This window comes from Dyella amyloliquefaciens, assembly GCF_004296575.1.
GTDB lineage: Bacteria > Pseudomonadota > Gammaproteobacteria > Xanthomonadales > Rhodanobacteraceae > Dyella > Dyella amyloliquefaciens.
Map to the genome: position 1 here is coordinate 732868 of NZ_SAYT01000002.1, position 18819 is coordinate 751686.

Here is an 18819-nt window from a genome sequence, read left to right on the forward strand (position 1 = left end):
TTTAGTACTTCCTACTGACCGACCTTCTCTCCGATGTAGCGCAATAGTGGCGCCGCATGGATAAGCATGAGCGAAGGACCCTCGACCTTGATGTCACCTCCTTGCTTTCGCAAGTTAAGTAGGAATTCCCAGCTGTCACCAAGACTTCCCACTAGATCGGCCTTTGGCACATCTTTGGTCATGTCATACAAGAGATCGCTGTCGACGTCCCAGTAGTAATCCTGGTCAAGTCGAAGTTCGGGGCCGTTTATGGCTTCAACGTGGTCCAAAAGATCGTTCACAACCCTGCGCAGCTCGCCTATGTCTACAACGGGGTACTTGATCATTTTGCACCTGTGAAAGTCCGGATATTTCTCTGAATTCCATGAAGCCTGACGCTCAACGGCAAAGGTCCGCTCCGGGTCGAATGCGGACACCCTCAGCATGGCAATCCCGGCGGCCGGCGGCAAGGCATCGGGCAGCTACAGTCCATTAGGCCACAGTGATTGGCGTGCGCGCGGGCGAACTACCGTTACTCAGCCAAGATGCTCGGCAAGCCCGACAATGATGCCTTCAGGCCCGCGGATGTAGGCGAGGCGGTACGAGGCCCCGTACTGCATTTGGCCAATGAGTTCGGCGCCGTGAGATTGCATGTGCGCGACGACAGCATCTATTTCGTCAACAGCAAACATGATCCGGCGCAGGCCTAGTGCGTTCACCGGCGCGTCTATAGGCCCGAACCTGACCGCGTCGGGCCTGTGGAACTTGTCCAGCTCGATGCCCTGTCCATCGGGAGTGCGCATCATGGCGATGGTGGCCCGGACGTCCTTGAGGCCGATCAGGCTGCCGACCGAAGGCCCTTCAACGGTTGTCTGACCCTCAAGCTCAAGTCCCAGTTCGGTGAAGAACGACTTCATGGCGTCCAGGTCATCGACCACGATGAGGACGTTGTCCATTCGCTTAAGCACCATGCTCTTCCTCTCTATCTGCCGGTGGTCTGATCCTTGATGTCTACCACGGTAGCGGTTTCATCCGATCAAGGAACCCATTTCTCCATGAGCGTCAGGGCTTTGCCACCAGCGCCTTCACCAGTGCGCCCTGCCATTCGTCGATCATGGCTGCGTAATGCGCGTCTGCGGTGAAGTTCGCTGCGAAAGTCTCGCCCTTGGGGGTCAAGCCGGTCAGCGTGTAGGTCACGTCGATAGCGCTGCCGTTGCCGTCTTTCGTGCAGCGCACATCGACCAGCCCGATGTTGGAGCCTTCCGCCAGACGCGCATAGCTGACACGACCCGCAGCAGGGTCGTATTCGGTGACGATCCATGTGGTGACCTGGCCGTCGGGGTGGCGTGTCTGGAATGCACTGCCCCGATGTTCGCTTCCACTCAACAGCATCGGATCCCACCCCTCCGCCCATTGCTTTTCGCCAACGGCGGTGAATAGCGGGAAGACGCGCGCGCAGGGGGCGTCCAGGTGAAAGCGACGGGTATTGGAATGAGGTTCGGAGGCCATGGCGACGCCGGTGCCGGCCAGTGCCAACCCCAGCATGCAGCTGCCCCGTAGGAGGCAGGCCATCCTATTTGGGAGTCGCGGCATGGCGGCACACACCCTACTATGGTAACTTGGTACCAAGTTACCAACATGAAAACTTCGGCGCAAGCCTATACTCATGCGCTGTCATAGAGAGATCCTTTCATGCCCGCCGCAAAAAAAAGGACGACCGCCCACTCGCCGGCCCGCCAGATAGAACGGATCCAGACCGGCGTGCGCCTGGAAAAGCGCCTGCTCAAGGTGCTGAAGGGCCTGGCCGAGTCGCTTGATCTGTCGCTGGGTGACTTGCTGGAAGGCATTGCCCTGCACGCACTGGAAAACAAGCCGCCCTTCTCTGCCGCCACGCTGAAGAAGATCACCGACCTCAAGCGTATCTATGAGCTCGACCTCTCCGCCGCGGATAGTCATCAGTTGCGTGAATGACGGGGAATGCCAGCCAGGGCGGCCGTAACGTCAACCGTGCCGGCCCTGCCCGCTCGCCGTCGAAGCCAGTGGCTTGGGCGATAGACGCCGCCGGTGCATCGAGGGATGTGTCTGGCGGCGTTCTCATGGCCGCGGTAAAGCTCGCAAAAAGCTGATTAGACGCGCTGATCGAATAAACACGGATCATGCCACGCAAGCATCTCTCGGCCCGCAACACCGATCAACCTCGACCCTTATTTATTCGCCCTTGATGCACGTGCCACGCTGGGTAGAGGGCAACCCCGGCGCACCTAGCGCTTGGGCTCCCAGAGCTCGACCTTGTTGCCCTCGGGATCGAGGATCCAGGCAAAGCGGCCATTGGGGTCGTTGTCGTCGCGCTTGAGGACCGTGACATGCTTGGACTGCAGGCGCACAAGCAACGCATCCATGTCATCCACGGCGTAGTCGATCATCAATCCGCTGGTCGATGGCGCGAAGTAGTTCGTTGTCGCGGGAAACATGTTCCATGCCAGTGCCGGCGGGTGATTCGGCGCGTCGTAACGGAGAGCCGCACCGCCCCAGACTTCCACTGGCATGCCAAGAACATCGCGATACCAGGCCGCGAGGGTCTTGGGATTCTTCGCCTTGAAGAAGATACCGCCCACACCGGTGATATGTCCTGCTGGCGGCGGCGACTCGGCCAGCGCCAGGCAGGGAATGGAAAGAACGGTTGCGCAAAGCAGGAAAATCGATTGCCGCTTCATCCAAATCCTCCAGTTTGTGTGCCTTTCCCAATCCCCATGCATGGCGCGCCCGCCTGGATCGAAGGCGAGTGGTTCTTCGTACCGAAACACGGCCCATGGCTCTTCGGCTTCGAGAAAGTACTCCCGAATTCATTTCAGGTCAGCCATCGTCCCTCTCCCTGCCGCGGACCGAAGCGTAGATCGCCATCCGACGCCATGAGGGGACCCCATCCCGATACCGCTTTCCAGATACGTTGAACCGAGAGGCACTAACCAGCTGCCAGCGACGTCGGGCTAGGCGCGTCGCTTCTTGCGCCCGGGCCAATGCTCCAGCGTCAGGTCCACAAACGCCCTGCTCGCCGCGCTTTGGTACGCGCCCTTCCGCCTCAACAGCACTGCCGTGCGTTTCAGCAGGCTGGGGTTGAGCGAAATGGCGGACAGGTCGGGATGCTGCTCGGCCACCGAGGCCGGCAACAAGGTGGAAAGACTGGTGCGCCTCACGATCTCCGTCACGGCGGTAATCGAATTGGCTTCCATCGCGACATGCGGCTGTACGGCGTGTTGGAGGCAATAGCGATCAATCTGCTCGCGCGTAGCGAACTCGCTCGAAAGCAGCACCAACGACTCGTCATTCAAGGCTTGCAGCCCGATGGTCCGCTTGCCTGCATAGGGGTGTTCCTTGCCCACGACGAGCGCCAGTGTTTCCACCAGCAGGGCCGTGGCCTCGATATCGGGAGATCGCACCTCATCGAAGGCAATGCCCACGTCGAGCTGGTCATTGCTCAGGAGTTCCTCCATGCGTTCCTGCGGCATCTCGCGCACGGTCAGCACGATATGGGGGTACCGCCGGTGAAATGCCTCGACCAAGGGGCCAATCAGGTACGAGGTGAAAGTGGGCGTCATGCCCAGGCGCAACGCGCCGCGACTGAGATCCTGCACATCGTGCAGTGCGCGCTTGCCGGCCTCGAGATCCATCAGCGCGCGTTGCGCGTAGCGCTGATACACCTCGCCGGCATCGGTCAGGCGCGTGACCTTGCCGGTCCGTTCAAACAACGGTACGCCAAGCGCTTCCTCGAGCAGTTTTATCTGCTGCGATAGCGCCGGCTGCGAGACATGGAGTGCTTCGGCCGCACGGGTGAACCCACCGTGCTCGGCTACGGCCAGGAAGTAGTGGATGTGTCGTGAAAGCATGGACGCTCACTACATAAGTTATTCCTATGACATACATAATAAATCAGTCTTTTACCTTATGCTCGGCCGCGCGTAACTTGCGCTCCATCGCCCCACCCGGGCCAGGAGCAGCAGCCATGAAAGACATCATCGAAGGGTTCCTGAAGTTCCAGCGCGACGCCTTCCCCAAGCGGGCTGGCCTGTTTCGGGAGCTCGCCACGCGACAGGCACCGCGCGCGTTGTTCATTTCATGCTCCGATAGTCGCCTCGTACCGGAGCTGGTGACCCAGCGCGAGCCCGGCGATCTCTTCGTGATTCGCAATGCCGGCAACATCGTGCCCTCCTACGGGCCGGAGCCGGGCGGTGTGTCGGCGTCGGTGGAATACGCCGTCGCGGCCCTGCGAGTGTCGGACGTCGTGATCTGCGGCCACTCCGACTGTGGCGCAATGACGGCCATCGCCTCCTGCACCTGTCTGGACCATATGCCGGCCGTCGCGAGCTGGTTGCGCTATGCCGATTCGGCCCGCGTGGTCAATGAGGCGAGGCAGCACAAGACACCTATCGAGCGCGTGCAGTCGATGGTCCGCGAGAACGTGATAGCGCAGCTCGCCAACATCAAGACGCATCCTGCCGTGCGCCTTGCACTCGAAGAGGGCCGCCTCGCCCTGCACGGCTGGGTCTATGACATCGAGACCGGCAGCATCGACGCGCTGGATGGCACCACCGGCCGCTTCGTCTCTCTCGCACAGCATCCCCACGCCTGCGCCACGCCCGTTTCGCAGGCGACTGCAGCGTAATTCCCCCGCGTCCACCAGGAGCCTCCGTTCCATGATCCAGTCACAACACACCCAGTCCGCCCGCCAGGCGCTCTCCGAAGCCATCATCGCTGCCAAACTCAAGAAGGATCTGTCCTTTGAGCAGATCACGCAGGGCACGGGCCTGAGCATCGCTTTCGTAACGGCCGCACTGCTTGGTCAACACGCCCTGCCGGCTGACGCCGCCGCGATCGTTGCGAAGAAGCTGGGCCTCGATGAGGACGCCACGGCGCTGCTGCAGACGATCCCGTTGCGAGGCAGCATCCCCGATCGCGTGCCGACTGACCCCACCATCTATCGCTTCTACGAGATGCTGCAGGTGTACGGCACGACTTTGAAGGCGCTGGTCCATGAAAAGTTCGGCGACGGCATCATCAGCGCAATCAACTTCAAGCTCGACGTACAGAAGGTCGACGATCCGGAAGGCGGCTCCCGCGCCGTGATCACGCTCGACGGCAAGTACCTTCCGACCAAGCCGTTCTGATCTCTCTGCCCGCAACCGGGCAACCCGCGTCGTGCGGTGTTGCCCGGCTGCGAACGAACGCCACTATCTATCGCCGAGCGTCCGCTTGGCTCGTCTTGCTGAGGTAACCCATGGATTTTGTAAAGCGCACCATCGAACTGGCCATGAAGAACGTCGAAGAAGGTGGACGCCCGTTCGCGACGGTGATTGCTCGCGATGGCGAAATCGTCGCCGAGAGTCCGAACATGGTGGCTCAGACCAAGGACCCGACTGCGCACGCAGAAATCCTGGCCGTCCGCGAAGCCTGCAGGAAGCTGGGCACCGAGCATCTGACCGATTGCGACATCTACATCCTGGCCAGCCCGTGCCCGATGTGCCTGGGTTCGATGTACTACTGCAGCCCGCGCCAGGTGATCTACATCACCACGCGCGAGGACTACGCACCGTTCTACCGCGACGATCGCAAGTACTTCGAACTCGACACGTTCTACACCGAGTTCAGCAAGCCGATCGGCGAGAGGCGCATGCCCATGGTCGAGCAGAAGGACGACGCCGCGATCAAGGTGTATCAGCGCTGGAAGGAACTCAACGCGCAATGAGGTAGTGACGACCGCTTTCGGTTGGAAGCGGTCGATCTATGTCCCGAACAGGCCATGTTGAATCTCTACCAGCCACTGACGGGCCTCATCCTGCGTCTCGAACTCGTTGCCCGTAAGGCTGTTGATTTGGACGACAGGAATCGCTGGATGGCTCAGGATGCAATCAGCCAGTTCCCTCCTGAAGAGCGCCACGTCATACCGGGCGTCTCCTTCGAGGGCAAGCGCTTTCAACTCGGTCATTTCATACCATTCGACATGACAGAAGTCTCGAAGGATGGAAGCCAACAGAGGTGGAATCATTTAGCTTGACCTGATCTCTCGACGGCCACTTTGGAAAGCGGATCTATTTTTTCGTGGGACTCGGCATGGATAGCGGCGTACAGGAGGAACCCGAACACCACCGCGGTGGCCACGTCGAACCCAGCACAGAATCCGGGCCACCAGGCCGGAATTCCTCCATTGGCGATCATATGCGGATGCACGACATCCGCTGCCGCGTGACCAACCAACCCCAGCAGCACCAGCACCGGCCATTTCCTGAAGCCGATGACAGCCATGACGATGAAAACCATTGCCAGCAGGAATTCGGCCACGATGACGCCCGCATCCTGGGTGAGCGCCGCGAAGACCAGGTCGTAGGACGCGATGGCGATCAGGAGAACGGGATAAAAGGCGCGATCACGGTCGAATCCAATGAATCGTGCAGCCAGGCACATGGCCACGGCCATGGCGATACCGATGGCGATGCTCATGTCACATGCTCTCCAAAGTTGAAGGCTGAACACATGCGCGTCGAGCTCCCGGCCCGCAACGCACTTTGAAGTCGAATCCCATGCCCAAGATGGGCGACCACTTGCCCCCGCTCACGAGGAGGCGCCTTCCCCCGATTCGGAAAGAGTACCGAGGAATGCCGCCAAGTCGCGCACATCATCTTCCGACAGCCTGATCGGCGCGCGGCCGTGCACGAGCTCGGATCGGCCAACGGGAGCTTCTGGGGCCTGCGTGTAGTGGCGAATGGCCTGCTCGAGCGTGCCGAACTGACCGGCATGCATGAAGGGGGCCCGCTGTACCACACCGCGAAGACCCGGCGTCTTGAACGCACCATCGAGCGCCGGGTCATCCTCGGACATGAACTGCAGTTCCTCGCATTGTCCGGGGAGCGCATCGCTGTGCGGCCCGAGGCAATTGAATTCATCCTGGCTCACCAGGGCCAGCGCTGCGCGACGTCCATGATCAGGCACTGCCTCACTTCGCGCAGGCACTCCGGTGTTATGGAATCCCTGATCGGTGAACAGCGGCCCGTTGTGGCAACTGATGCATTGCCCCTGCCCAATGAAGAGACGCAGGCCGTTCTCCTCCTGCGCGGTGAACAGGGATGCTTCGGTCGCATCGCCATGCAGCGCGGACTGTACATATCTATCGAACCGCGTGCGGCCATGCCTCAACGTCCGCTCATAGGCCGCCAGGACCTTGCCCATGTTGGCGAACGCCCGGCTGATGGCCACCCGTTCCGCCGGATCCAGTTGTGCCCAGGCATCCCTTTGCGCAGGCGTTCCCAGCGGACCGGCATCGAGCGGTATACCGCTCATGTCGGGAAGCGCTCCGAAGATCGCTTCATACTCCCGTGCGTAGTGGGTCGACAGAAGATGGACATAGTGCGTGCGGTTGCCACCGTGCTCCACGCCATCCTCGAGCGGGCCGAGCGCCTGAGACCAGAGGCTATCCTTGCGGCCGTCCCAGAACAGCCACGGGCTGTAGGCGGCGCCGACGATAGGCATGGCCCGGCGACGCCCGGTCCCCACCCCCTGCCCCACAGGCCGGCCATCCTGGAATCCCTTGCGAGAGTCATGGCAACTCGCGCATGCGACCGCACCATTCCGGCTGAGGCGAACGTCACCGAAGAGCTGCCTGCCGAGTTCGATCGCGGCAGGTTGTTCCTCGAACGCATTCGAAGGATCGAAAGGCGGCGGAGGGAGCGCGTCAATCATCAGCCCTCCCAGGACCTGCAGGTCTGCAGCGCCCCACGCATTGGTGGCGCGCATCGGCGTTGCTGCGAGCCCCATCACCACTGCAAGAGGAATCAGCACCGCCAGCGCGAAGAGCGCATTGATCGACCATGGACGTTTCATATCGCTCGACTCGCCGTGGCGCTCAGCGCACCGAGGCCTGCGGGTCGACGACGGTGTTGAACGTCACCGTGTCACCGACGCCACCAGCTTCGATTGCGAGTTTGATTTCCCACCAGCCGGTCATGCTGAACTTCATGCCTTCCAGCAGGTAGGTACCGTCCTCGAGCTCACGCGTCGCCTTGGGGTGGGTCGGCAGGCCGTGGCCATGCTGGGGCATCCCGCCATCGACCGTGATGCGGGCCTGGTGCAACGGCTGCCCGTCGGGTGACGTCACCCTGACGCGCCAACTGTGCATCTGGTTGATGGCCGCCGGGTTCGCTGGCGGCTCCAGCTCCGCCACGAAGGCGTGGTGGGCCGTCGCATGTTTCATCCCGGTGTCGAGATCGCCCGGCATCGACATGGCGTGAGCCGCGACTACAAAACCGAGCGGGAGAAGTGAGATTGCGGTGCGGAGGATCATGGAAGTGGCGTCCGTAATGAGCCGAGCACAGTCATCTCCCCCGACGGGCCATGACAGCACGGTACGTTCGGGGAACTCGGCAGAAAAAGTTTCTGTACTGCCCGGTTGCGGTTCCGGGACATGGTCGGCGTCATGAGGCACTCACCCACGAGACCGTGGATGAGCCTTCCGCTCGCGCTGTAGCTCACCCTGCCTTGCCAGTGAGTCGGCAGGGACGGCATCGAGTGCCGGATCGCCAGGCTCCGGATCGGGACGAGGCGGCGGTTCGTAGCAAAGGGGGTTTCGAGGCTTCAGTTCGGCTCGCAGCCGCAGGGCGCACCCTGCTGGCAGCCGCAACCGCAAGTGGACGCGGCCGAGATGGCAGTCTGGCAGCCGCAATCGCAGCCAGCGCCCACGCAGGGATTGCAGGAACAAGTCTTGGTTTCGGTATTCATGGGAGTGCCTCCGGATTGTGGCGGGCCGGTATTGGCCTGCGCGACAAAGTTTCCTTACTCTCCGGTGGCGGGTCTTGAATATTGGGGCTGACTCCGGGGGAAGGTCGTGGCCGAACTTGAAGCTGTCACTGATGCCAGGAAGCGGATGCTGGCTGGCATCGGGCGAATCGTCCTCTGGCCCGGCGGCAGCCTTTGGGTCGCGCGCCAGGTAGGCATGGTGCCGGAGCACGCCCACCATGCGATCCAGATATCGCTGTCGCTCGAAGGGCGTTTTCGTGTCCATGCACGATCCTGGCCGGAGTCGCGTGAAACGGCCGGCATGGTCGCCATGCCTGATCGGCCGCACAGCTTCGACGGCTGCGGCTCCACCGTCGCCATGCTGTTTGTCGAACCCAACTCCCTGCAGGGCGCCGCCCTGCGAAAGCGATTCGCCGGAAGCGATGTCGCGCTGTTGTCCGACGAGGAATCCGAGGCGGCGGCAACGTACCTGCGAAACGAATACCTGGCGGGTGCACCCGACCTGCGCCTGGCCCAGTACGCGAAGGGCGCGATCTGCCGCATTGCCGGAAATCCGCAAGTTGCAACGCGATCCGATTCACGCATCACTGCCGCCTTGAAATGGATGCGCGCGCATCTGGCTTCACCCATCCGACTGCAGGATGTCGCGGCGGCGGTCCACCTTTCCCCGGGGCGATTCCGGCATCTGTTCGTTGCCCAGACAGGTACCTCGTTCCGCGCCTGGCTGCTTTGGGCACGCGCTGAACTCGCTGTGGTCGAGGCCACCAAGGGCCTGTCCTGGACGGATGCTGCACAAGCCGCCGGATTCTCCGACGCTGCGCACTTCACGCGCACCTGCAGGCGCATGTTCGGGGTAGCGCCCACCATGATCGGTTTCGAGAAGGCCACTGCCATCAAGGGCACGACGCCCCCGTGACAGTGTCACCCATGGATTTCATGCGGGCAGAATGCTGGTAACCCGGCATGACGAAAGTAGAGCGGACCAGCAACAACGCGGCACCTCGCCGCCCGTCTAGCGCTTACCCTCCTCCCGGGTTGAGCGTACCCAGCCAGGCGACGAGGCCGAGAATCGAGATCACCAACGTCGTTTCGAGGTAAATGCTGCGCTTGAGGGCCGACACGGCGCCGGCGACATCTGCGTCGTGTTCCGCCTTACTGAGTGCCGGTGCCAGGTGAAAACGATTGGTCGCGGCGAGCGCGAGCATGCTCGCAAACAGTCCGAGCTTTATCAGCAGGAGACGGCCGTATGGGGCCTCGACCAATCCAGACAGGGTCGGGCCCACGATCAGGGTGTAGTTCACCGCTCCAGTGACGATCAGCACCGCCACGATCAGCGTGCCCATTCGGGCAAACCCGGTCGCTGCGCTCGACAGCAGAACGACTGCCTCTCGCCCGCCTTGGCGTGATGCGGTCCCGGCAATAAGCGTGAGGGAGACCAGAGCACCCACCCAGGCGCCGGCAACAAGCAGATGCGCAATGTCAGCAGCGAGATGAAGCCAGCCGACGGCACCGTCGTTCATCGCACCATGACCTGCCCATGCGAGCGTCGCCAAGGCCACGGCGCCAAGCACCGAGAGCGCGGCTACGCGGATGCGGGCCTGGATGCCGGTGACCACGCCAAGCCACAGGCACACGACAAGGAGCGCGACGCGGAGGTTCCACGTCATCCCCACGGTGGTCTGGGTGAGCAGCGTTCGCACCACGGACCACACGGCGCCTGGATCGCTGGTAGCACTCATGGATTGCGCCATCGCCCAGAGCGCCGTCGCCGATGCCAGCAAGCCGACTAGCGTTGCCGCAGCCGCCACGCGCATGGCCCGGCGAACGACGGGCGAGGCCAACGTGTTGATGCCCATGACCTGAAGGACGAACAGCGGCACACCATAGGCCAGCATGAGGCCGATATAGAGCGCGAAGCGGCTGAGTACCAACAAGCCATCGAACATCAACGGGTCACTTCACGCGGAAGCTGAAGGAACCTTTCACGGCATGTGTATCGGTGGATACCGCATGCCAGTCGACTCGGTAGGTTCCCGGGCTCAGGGGCCGGGCCGGGGTAATCACCAACGATTTCGCATCCGCCGATGCCGCGGTCTTGACCTCAATCTTTGTCGACCCCGTCGTGCCGGATTTCTCCGTCATGGTCAGATCCGCGCCCGAGAGCTGGGTCATCAATGTTTCCGAGAACGCTATCTCGATCGTCGATGGTGCGCTGACCTCGGCGTGATCGGTCGGCGTGGTGGAGACGATCTTGGGATGGGCAAACACAGCGCCACTGGCAAGGAATGCCGCGGCGGCGGCAAGGCCAAGCGTGAAGGAACGAAGTTGCGGCATGACGGATTCCTTTGAAGCGAACTGAGCCATAGATTCTTTCATGATGTCGGAAACGCCACGTTTGAGCCAAAGAGGGACGCCCACGGCCCTCGGCCGATCGTGGGCGGGAAGAAACTTCTTTCGCACATGGTCGACGGTCGTTCCAGGGGCATGGCGATGCATGAGGTAGAACGCCCGGTACCTCAAACCCGCCGACATCACTCGCCCGTACGCCCCATGAGGTCGTGGCCGTTCCGGCTCATCCATCGATGTGCCGTACCTCAGCGTCGAGGCACCCGCGAACCTATCACGGCTTGCTGAAGGCGAGATGCAAGGTGATCTGATCACCCGCCTTCAGATTCGCCACGCTTGCAGGTGGGAAATGGACCTTCAGGGCCATGCCACCGGCGGTGGCGTCAACGACACCGGTCTTGGTATCCACGGCGGATACCGTGGCAGGCATCGTGTGCATCCCTTGCACCTTGGCGTGCCCCTCTTTCATGCCTTCCATGCCCTGCTGACTGCTCATCGAGTCCGGCTTCGGAGGGGAATCCTGGGCTGCCATCGCGGCAGCAGAGGCCAGGACGAGTGCCAAGGCCAAACCTGTCCGTCGCCACCCCGGGAACTTGCTGTGACTTACCATGATGTTCTCCCATACCCGTGTCGCCCATAACGGCTCACGAAGCCTGCGCCGACCCATGTGTAGGACGATTGAATATGGTGGTATGGAAGTCTTAGCTGCCACCTCGCCACAACGGTATCGTGCCGCGAAGGCTTCCGGATGCTGGCAGGCTGGCCCGACCGCTCAGCGCGATGACAAATACGTGCTCAAATGCTGGATATCGTCGTCGCTCAGCGTGCCCGCAATGGATTGCATGATCCTGGCGTTTGAACTGTCGCTTCTCGCGCCTGATCGAAAGTCGTTCAGAGCCTTGGTCACATAGACAAGCGACTGGCCGCGTAAACGAGGGAAGGTTGCCCAAGGTGGCTGAGGCTTGCCGCTCGCTTCGTAGCGAGGACCCGTAGCATCGCTACCATGGCAGCCCTGGCATGGCGGGATGCCGCGCGCCGGATCGCCGCTCAGGAACAACTGGGCCCCCGCCGACTGCGTTTCGTCCGATCCCGGCGTCTTGGGCGGCAGTGACGCGTAATAGCTCGCGAGGTCCCGCATGTTGGTATCGCTGAGGTTGGCCGCCTGCCCGCTCATGACCGGGTCGCCGCGCTGGCCACCCTTGAACTGCTTCAGCTGCAGGTACAGATAGGTCGCGGATTGGCCCGCCAGATTCGGAAAGTTCGGTGCGACCGCAACGCCCTTGGGGCCATGGCAAGCGGCACATACCGTCGCCTTTCCCGCACCATCGTGCGCGTTGCCATCATTCGGTGACTGCCTGCGCACGTCCAGGAAAGGTGCGGGCTTGGCAGTCGTACCCGCTGCTGCCGGTATGTCCGTCGCAGCGTGCAAAGCCGGCATCCAGGCAACGCTGGCCATCGCCAACGCGATCAAGCCAAGGATTTTCAGCGTAGTCATGTCACGCCTCCTCATAGCTTCAGCGTGACGAAAGCGCCCAGCACGGCCGCGTGCCAGCGCGTCTGCGGGCCGAGATCGGTATAGACGCGGTTGCCGATCACGAGGTCGCCAGGCGCATCGAACCCGGTGTAATGCCAATCGGCGTACCGCCCATAACCGTATTGCCCGTACAGCCGTAGCCCTACCCGCTGCGTCAGCGCCAGGTTGAGGTTGGCCGTGAGGGTCTGCAGCCGATAGATGTTCGCGGGAAAACTGTTGCCGATGGACGCCGTCGTCAGAATGGCCAGGTAACCCGGTGTAATGGCCCCCATGCTGGCATAGTCGTAACCATTTACGCCGCGCGAATAGGTGTAGTCGTAGCCGACGTCGAGTTTGACCCGCGGCGTGAAGACATGGCTGATGGTCGCGCCCACGTTGGCGTCCTTCTCGGTATCGGTGGCGGTCCAGAAATTGGCATAGGGGTACATCGGTCCGCCGAACTGCGTATTGGCCTGCTCCGGTGATTGATCCATCAGCGACTCGTTATCCGCCACGTTGCCCTGCTTGATCCGCGAGGACTCCATGCTCAGATAGCTGTTGAAGGTGGTGCTGGCGGAAGGCGTCCAGTCGAACGACACGTCGGCACCGGTCGTGCTGGCGGACTGGCGGCCAATGTCGGCGCCGTAGCGGTTGCGGTTGCCGTAGAACGTGGTGGTCAGCGTCGCGGTATTTCCCAGTGGCGTCGTGATGATCGCCTTGAGCTTGCTCGCCTCGAGGTCGCTCATGTCGTACTTGTACATCTGGCTCACCGTGTAGGCGAGGATGCCAAGCTCACTCTGGACGTATCCCGGTAGCGACGGCGAATACCACGGCATGTACGGGAAGTAGTTGTACGGGCCACCGGTGCGCTTCTCGTATTCGTAACTGAAGCGGAGCGTGCTCTGGCCCAGCGCCTGCGAGTCCCAGGTCAGTTTCAGGTGCTGGTCGTTGAGATAGGTGCGTTCGCGCTGCTGGGGCGTCTGCCGGTCAAACGTGTAGGTAAGCCCGAGTGAATTGTGGTTGTTCACCTGGTAGGTGCCCCCCAGTTCGGCTTGGCGGTCGTTGTAGCTGTAGGGAATGTTCGCGAACTGGGTGAAATACGACTGATACAGCGGATTGCCTGCCTGGAACAGACCGGCTTCCAGGTTGCCGACAACGAGCGTCTGCGTACCGTTTTCGTGAAGAAAGCCGTACTGCCCGGTCAACGGGTTGTACATCGTGTAGCGCGTCATGTTGTTCTCGCCACGCCACCGAAAATTGACGTACGCGGTCAAGTCCGTCAGCGGCCGGAAGCTCGCGCGCAGGTTCACCAGCCCGGTGTCGATGCGGGCGTCGGCACTCTGCTGTGACAGCGCGGCAGTCGTGTTCCAGTTCGCGCAGGCGATACCGGTGGTTCCGATGAATTGCCCGGTGGGACAGAACGCCGGGTCGAGCGGCGATTGCAGCGCATCGTTCTGCCGCATGCTTCCGTAGGACGCCGTGGCGGAGAATTCGCCGCGCCACAAGGACAGCGGGTGCGATCCTTCCAGTCGCACGTTGTAGTAGTTATTGTCCGGCTCCAGCGACCAGGTGCCGCCGGTAATGACCGATGCCGATCCGGGGACAGGGGAAAACGGCGCGGAGAAGCTGAGTGAATCCTTGTGATCGCGGAAGAAGGATGCGCTCATGTTGAAGTTGAATCGCCAACCGGCAGCGCCCGCTTTGTTGCGCATGCCGATGTTGATGTCCGTCGTGGTGAAATCGACGGGACGCACGGTTTCATTCTGCCCGCCGCCTGTTCCCTGTATGCCCGGCGTGCCGATGCCACCGGGGCCCGGTGCGGTGTAGTAGTAGCTGAAGAACATCGACCCGCCCCAGTCGCGTTCACCGTGGCGGTTTTCGTTGGTCACGCCGGCATATCCGATCCAGTCCTTGCCCAGCATGCCCTCCCAGCTCACACCCTCGCTTTCCCGCGTCACTTGCAGCGTGCGGCGGGGACGGTCCGCCTCCACGGCAGCGACCTGCGCCTGGCTGCTCGCGCCGGGCGTGAGGCCCGGCGGCAGGGTCAGGCTGGTGGACCCCACGCCATTCCACAGCGGATAGGCGTCGGTACTGAGTACATGGGGAATGTCCCGGAAGAACGCTTCGACGCGATAACTGCCGTACGTTCCCATCCGCAGCCGGTAATACTGGTTGTCCTCGTCGATGCGACTGCCACGGAACTCGACGTATTGGCCGGTCTTGCGATTGAGCGCACTGAAGTCAAAAGCGCCCAACGCACCAGCATCCTTCCAGGCCGCGTACTGCTGAAAGAATTCCGCGTTGCGATCGCCGCTGGTGTGGATGTAACCGAACTGCAGAAGCCAGTGATACGTCCAGTCGCCCTGCCCCATGGGCGCTTCCGCGGGTGCCTGTGACGGATAGGGATACAGCGAGCCCGTGGGCGTCCGCAGCTGGTCAGGATGCAGATACGACATGCCCATGGGGTCAGGCGTCTGGAACGACGACCATCCGGTGGGGTCCAGGTTATTGCCGAACTGCGTGTTGCCTACACGCTGGGTGTCACTGGTATCGAACTGCGCCGATGACACGCAGGGCAACGCGACCGCCGATGCGGTAACGCACCATACGAGTCCCGTGGCTAGCGGATGTTGTTTCGGCATTGCCGCCTCCTCGCCCAGCCGATCGCTACTGATGGAACATGGATCCACTGGGGCTGTTGGAGCCGTGGATGTTGGTGTGACAGGTCACGCAGGAGCGCCCCATCAGGCGTTCGTCCGGTGTCAGCCCGTTGCGCATGCTCTGCCGGGTCTGCAGGTCGTTGGGGTGTCCGCTCATGGTGTGGCACTGCTGGCACAGCATCGGCATCGGCAGCACCAACAGGGTTTGCTGATTCGATCCATGCGGATCGTGGCAATTCAGGCAGTTCTCGCGTACCGGCGCGTGCTCGAAAATGAAAGGCCCGCGCTTCTCGGCGTGGCAGGTGTAGCAGGTCTCGTTCACCGTGTCGGTTTTCAGCAGCGGCCTGGTGATGGAACCATGGGGATTGTGGCAATCGGTGCATGCCATCTGCCCTTCGGGCAGCGGCATGTGCGAGCGTCGATTGAACTTGACCAGGACGTCCTGGTGGCAGGTAGCGCACACCTGGTTGATGGATGACTTCGCCAGCGCGCCTTCCGCGGAGTTGCGCACCATCGGATTGTGGCAGTCGGTGCACGACAGGCCGCGCGCCTCGTGCACGGATCCCAGCCAGTGCTGCCTGGCGCCACCGGCATGGCAGCCGAGGCACACCGTCGCCTGTGTCTCCGGCGTGCTCGCACTGCCGTGCGTGAAGGCAATGATCGAGCCTTTGGCCGTAGGGTTTTTGGCGTGATCGGAACCGGGGCCATGGCATGCTTCGCACGCGGCCTGAGGACCGGTGTTCGACGTCCCCATCTGGAACGACTGCACGTGCATGGCGTGCGAGGCGTGGAGATCTTCCAGCGCGTGGCAGGCATTGCAGGTCTTCGCGCCGACCGGTTGGGCGTTGGGTGCAGCCGGGTTAGCGGGGATACGCGCCGCATCGAAAGGCGTGGCTGGACCCGTGCTCATCGACGCCGACGAGGCAGACGCACTCCTGTCCGCATGACGCCCCGCTCCCATATCGGTCGGGGGAAGCATGCGATCAATATCGCTCTGAGTGAGCTTCGCGCCGTCCTCGCTCGTCAATGGCGCTTGCTGGGCGAACGCCGAAGAACCCATGGCCAGTAATGCAACCATGATGAGCAGGCGTCTCCACACAACCGCGAGCGATTCCCGCAACGTACGCATAGCGCTCCTACTTCTTCGCCTGGCCGCCGCTGGAGCAACGGCCGGCAATCAATCGTCCAGCTCCTCGGTGCGCTGGGCGGAGTGACAAGAGCTCTTCCGGAACTCTTGCGCCTGATGCACTGCTATTTCGTGGGGCAACGAAACACGTCACCGTGCCAGCGGCACGGATGGGTTCGCTGGTTGGGCATGACACCCACGTAGGTACCGTTTGTTCAAAGATTGGTTTAAAGGGGCGATAGGAGCATTCCCCCTGGGGTCGGATCAGCGTCGCCCATGTGCTGTGCCCCCGCCCAAACCGATTCCGCTGCCACGGAATGTCACGACGCGCAGGCTGAAGTCGATTGCCGATCTGAGCGCGCTGCGCCGGCAGGAAAGGCCTTTGGCAGAGCACGCTGCGAATCAATCAACATACTTGTTGACAGTCAATCGATATGTTGATATTAAACAACCATGGTGAATATCCGTCAGCCGCTACAGGTCGTTAACGACACCGGGTTTGATCCGGAACAGGCGCAGTCGCGCCTCGACCAGGTGTTCTTTGCCCTGTCCGATCCGATCCGCCGACAGATCCTGGAGCAGCTCGATGGCCAGGCGCTGCTGGTGTCCGAGATTGCGGCGGCGTTCGACGTGTCGCTGCAGGCGGTATCTCGCCATATCCAGGTGCTGGTGCGCGCCGGGCTGATCCAACAGGAACGCACCGGACGCATCAGCCGTTGCAGCCTCGACGCCGGCCCCCTGCTCGATGCCGCCGTCTGGATGAATCGCTACAGCAAGTACTGGCAGCAACAGTTCGACCTGCTCGCCGCCACGCTTGCCGACATCGACGAGCGCAAAGCCGCCTCGCCGAAATCCGCCCCGACTCGCAAGCAAGCCAAGAAACGCACACCCCGCAAGCAATGACCGGCGCTGCGCGCGGTCCCCACGGATCCGGCGCCGGCCTCCCCTACCCCATTGGAGGTTGTCATGGCCATGCATCAAATCGTGAATCACGAAGACTGGATCGAGACGCGCAAGCGCTTTCTCGCCAAGGAAAAGGAATTCACCCGTCTTCGCGACGAATTGAGTCGCGAACGTCGCGAACTGCCCTGGGAACGCATCGACAAGGATTATGTGTTCGAAGGCGAACACGGCAAGGAAACGCTTGCCGATCTGTTCGGCAAGCACAGCCAGCTCATCGTCTATCACTTCATGTACGCGCCTGACTGGGAGATCGGCTGTCGCAGCTGCTCGTTCTGGGCGGACAACTTCAACGGCATCATCCCGCACCTCAACCACCGCGACGTGTCGATGGTGGCCATCTCGCGCGGCCCGCTGCACAAACTGCAGGAGCAGGCGCGCAAGTTCGGCTGGACCTTCAAATGGGTGTCCTCGGCCGGCAGCGACTTCAACTTCGACTATGGCGTGTCGTTCCCGCCACCCTCACCCGAGCACGACGGCACGCCGTACAACTACGGGTCGATGACGGTGAAAGGGCCTGAAATGCCCGGCGTCAGTGCCTTCATCAAGCAGGGTGACGAGATCTTCCACACCTATTCGACTTATGGTCGTGGGGTGGACATGTTCAACACTGCCTATCACTACCTCGACATCGCACCCAAAGGACGTGACGAGGATGACCTGCCCTATCCGATGGCGTGGCTGAGGCATCGCATCGCCTACGAAAGCTGATCCGCGAGGACATCGTCATGAACTATACAGACGTCAACGGCAAGCTCGCCGACTACCGCCGGCAGATCTCCGATATCCGGGAGAAGATGCGCGAGACGCTCGCGACCGTTCAACCACAGGAAGTGAAGGACTACGCGTTCAGCACCTTCGACGGCAGCGTGCGCCTTTCGGAGCTGTTCGGCGACCACGAAGACCTCATCCTCATCCACAACATGGGCGCCGCCTGCTCGTACTGCACGCTATGGGCGGACGGCTACAACGGCATCCACCAGCATGTCGTCTCGCGGGCGGGCTTTGTCGTCACCAGCCCCGACCGCCCTGGCGTGCAGAAGAAGTTCGCCGAAAGCCGCGGCTGGAAATTTCCCATCGTGAGCCACGAAGGCACGAACTTCGCCGCCGACATGGGCTATGTCTCCAACAGCGGCGGATGGTTACCGGGCGTATCGGTATTCCGGCGCGAAGGCGATGCCATCCAGCGCGTGTCGGACACCGGTTTCAGTCCCGGCGACGACTTCTGCTCGCTCTGGCATTTCTTCGACATGCTTCCCGGCGGCGTCGGCGACTGGCCGCACGTCGCGAAGAAGCCGTCCTGCTGCTCCGACCACTGAGGAGGACGCGCCATGTGCCCTGCATGTATGGGAACCCTGCTGCTCGTCCTCGGCGGTGCCGGTTCGGCGGGCGGCATCACCGCCGTGTCGCTGCGTACGTTAGGACGCAAGAAGAAACCTGCCGCCGTGGATGAA

General features: G+C 62.0%; 23 protein-coding genes. 9 read left to right on the forward strand and 14 right to left on the reverse strand.

Features of this window, described 5'->3' with window-relative positions:
- Positions 1-11 precede the first annotated feature (11 nt).
- The 3 genes from EPB08_RS07795 to EPB08_RS07805 all read right to left on the reverse strand — a co-directional run bounded on the left by EPB08_RS07795 (position 12) and on the right by EPB08_RS07805 (position 1515).
- Positions 12-416 carry a hypothetical protein gene (locus tag EPB08_RS07795; protein WP_165418437.1) on the reverse strand — a complete coding sequence of 135 codons (405 nt, stop codon included), beginning with the start codon at positions 414-416 and terminating at the stop codon, positions 12-14.
- Positions 417-515: 99 nt separating this feature from the next.
- Complete coding sequence (locus EPB08_RS07800; RefSeq protein ID WP_229238252.1) at positions 516-935, reverse strand: VOC family protein; 420 nt, start codon at positions 933-935, stop codon at positions 516-518.
- Positions 936-1041: 106 nt separating this feature from the next.
- Positions 1042-1515, reverse strand: coding sequence for an SRPBCC family protein (locus tag EPB08_RS07805; RefSeq protein WP_165418438.1), 474 nt, complete (start codon positions 1513-1515; stop codon positions 1042-1044).
- A 156-nt stretch (positions 1516-1671) separates the two neighbouring features.
- Between EPB08_RS07805 and EPB08_RS07810 the strand changes: the two genes are divergently transcribed.
- Positions 1672-1950 (forward strand): hypothetical protein, encoded by a 279-nt coding sequence (locus EPB08_RS07810; protein ID WP_130618485.1) that lies wholly within the window; start codon positions 1672-1674, stop codon positions 1948-1950.
- A 290-nt stretch (positions 1951-2240) separates the two neighbouring features.
- On the opposite strand, the gene EPB08_RS07815 is transcribed toward EPB08_RS07810, so the two are convergent.
- Both EPB08_RS07815 and cynR read right to left on the reverse strand, forming a co-directional pair.
- On the reverse strand, positions 2241-2693 hold the full coding sequence (locus EPB08_RS07815; RefSeq protein WP_130618486.1) for a VOC family protein: 453 nt from the start codon (positions 2691-2693) through the stop codon (positions 2241-2243).
- A 273-nt stretch (positions 2694-2966) separates the two neighbouring features.
- Positions 2967-3863 (reverse strand): transcriptional regulator CynR, encoded by an 897-nt coding sequence (gene cynR, locus EPB08_RS07820; protein ID WP_130618487.1) that lies wholly within the window; start codon positions 3861-3863, stop codon positions 2967-2969.
- Between the two features lie 116 nt (positions 3864-3979).
- Here cynR and EPB08_RS07825 point away from each other — a divergent pair, with 116 nt between their 5' ends.
- The 4 genes from EPB08_RS07825 (at position 3980) to EPB08_RS07840 (ending at position 6028) form a co-directional block, all read left to right on the forward strand.
- Positions 3980-4639: a carbonic anhydrase gene (locus EPB08_RS07825; protein ID WP_130618488.1), complete on the forward strand. Its 660-nt coding sequence runs from the start codon at positions 3980-3982 to the stop codon at positions 4637-4639.
- Between the two features lie 31 nt (positions 4640-4670).
- On the forward strand, positions 4671-5141 hold the full coding sequence (gene cynS, locus EPB08_RS07830) for a cyanase (protein ID WP_130618489.1): 471 nt from the start codon (positions 4671-4673) through the stop codon (positions 5139-5141).
- Between the two features lie 110 nt (positions 5142-5251).
- Entirely contained in the window at positions 5252-5719 is a 468-nt protein-coding gene (locus EPB08_RS07835) for a nucleoside deaminase (protein ID WP_130618490.1), read from the forward strand.
- Positions 5720-5773: 54 nt separating this feature from the next.
- Positions 5774-6028, forward strand: coding sequence for a hypothetical protein (locus EPB08_RS07840; RefSeq protein ID WP_130618491.1), 255 nt, complete (start codon positions 5774-5776; stop codon positions 6026-6028).
- Here EPB08_RS07840 and EPB08_RS07845 read toward each other — a convergent pair.
- The 3 genes from EPB08_RS07845 to EPB08_RS07855 form a co-directional block, all read right to left on the reverse strand.
- Positions 6016-6471 carry a hypothetical protein gene (locus tag EPB08_RS07845; protein ID WP_130618492.1) on the reverse strand — a complete coding sequence of 152 codons (456 nt, stop codon included), beginning with the start codon at positions 6469-6471 and terminating at the stop codon, positions 6016-6018. The genes EPB08_RS07840 and EPB08_RS07845 overlap by 13 nt on opposite strands.
- 111 nt (positions 6472-6582) lie before the next feature.
- Positions 6583-7848 (reverse strand): cytochrome-c peroxidase, encoded by a 1266-nt coding sequence (locus EPB08_RS07850; RefSeq protein WP_130618493.1) that lies wholly within the window; start codon positions 7846-7848, stop codon positions 6583-6585.
- Positions 7849-7870: 22 nt separating this feature from the next.
- On the reverse strand, positions 7871-8308 hold the full coding sequence (locus EPB08_RS07855; protein WP_165418439.1) for a FixH family protein: 438 nt from the start codon (positions 8306-8308) through the stop codon (positions 7871-7873).
- Between the two features lie 540 nt (positions 8309-8848).
- Here EPB08_RS07855 and EPB08_RS07860 point away from each other — a divergent pair.
- A complete protein-coding gene (locus EPB08_RS07860; protein ID WP_130618494.1) occupies positions 8849-9676 on the forward strand; it encodes a helix-turn-helix transcriptional regulator in 828 nt (275 codons plus the stop codon).
- 103 nt (positions 9677-9779) lie between these two features.
- On the opposite strand, the gene copD is transcribed toward EPB08_RS07860, so the two are convergent.
- From copD to EPB08_RS07890, 6 genes are all read right to left on the reverse strand, one after another.
- Entirely contained in the window at positions 9780-10706 is a 927-nt protein-coding gene (gene copD, locus EPB08_RS07865) for a copper homeostasis membrane protein CopD (protein WP_205746304.1), read from the reverse strand.
- 7 nt (positions 10707-10713) lie between these two features.
- A complete protein-coding gene (gene copC / locus EPB08_RS07870) occupies positions 10714-11094 on the reverse strand; it encodes a copper homeostasis periplasmic binding protein CopC (RefSeq protein ID WP_130618496.1) in 381 nt (126 codons plus the stop codon).
- Between the two features lie 286 nt (positions 11095-11380).
- Complete coding sequence (locus EPB08_RS07875) at positions 11381-11668, reverse strand: hypothetical protein (protein ID WP_229238253.1); 288 nt, start codon at positions 11666-11668, stop codon at positions 11381-11383.
- Between the two features lie 210 nt (positions 11669-11878).
- Positions 11879-12601 carry a c-type cytochrome gene (locus EPB08_RS07880; protein WP_130618498.1) on the reverse strand — a complete coding sequence of 241 codons (723 nt, stop codon included), beginning with the start codon at positions 12599-12601 and terminating at the stop codon, positions 11879-11881.
- An 11-nt stretch (positions 12602-12612) separates the two neighbouring features.
- Positions 12613-15261: an MtrB/PioB family outer membrane beta-barrel protein gene (locus EPB08_RS07885; RefSeq protein ID WP_130618499.1), complete on the reverse strand. Its 2649-nt coding sequence runs from the start codon at positions 15259-15261 to the stop codon at positions 12613-12615.
- Positions 15262-15286: 25 nt separating this feature from the next.
- Positions 15287-16189, reverse strand: coding sequence for a DmsE family decaheme c-type cytochrome (locus EPB08_RS07890; protein ID WP_229238254.1), 903 nt, complete (start codon positions 16187-16189; stop codon positions 15287-15289).
- A 669-nt stretch (positions 16190-16858) separates the two neighbouring features.
- Here EPB08_RS07890 and EPB08_RS07895 point away from each other — a divergent pair.
- The 3 genes from EPB08_RS07895 (at position 16859) to EPB08_RS07905 (ending at position 18684) form a co-directional block, all read left to right on the forward strand.
- The gene (locus EPB08_RS07895; protein WP_130618501.1) at positions 16859-17308 is read left to right on the forward strand and encodes an ArsR/SmtB family transcription factor; all 450 of its coding nucleotides are present in this window, start codon (positions 16859-16861) and stop codon (positions 17306-17308) included.
- A gap of 63 nt (positions 17309-17371) precedes the next feature.
- Positions 17372-18076, forward strand: a complete 705-nt coding sequence (locus EPB08_RS07900) for a DUF899 domain-containing protein (RefSeq protein WP_130618502.1) — start codon at positions 17372-17374, stop codon at positions 18074-18076.
- Between the two features lie 17 nt (positions 18077-18093).
- Positions 18094-18684, forward strand: coding sequence for a DUF899 family protein (locus EPB08_RS07905; protein WP_130618503.1), 591 nt, complete (start codon positions 18094-18096; stop codon positions 18682-18684).
- The last annotated feature ends 135 nt before the right edge of the window (positions 18685-18819 follow it).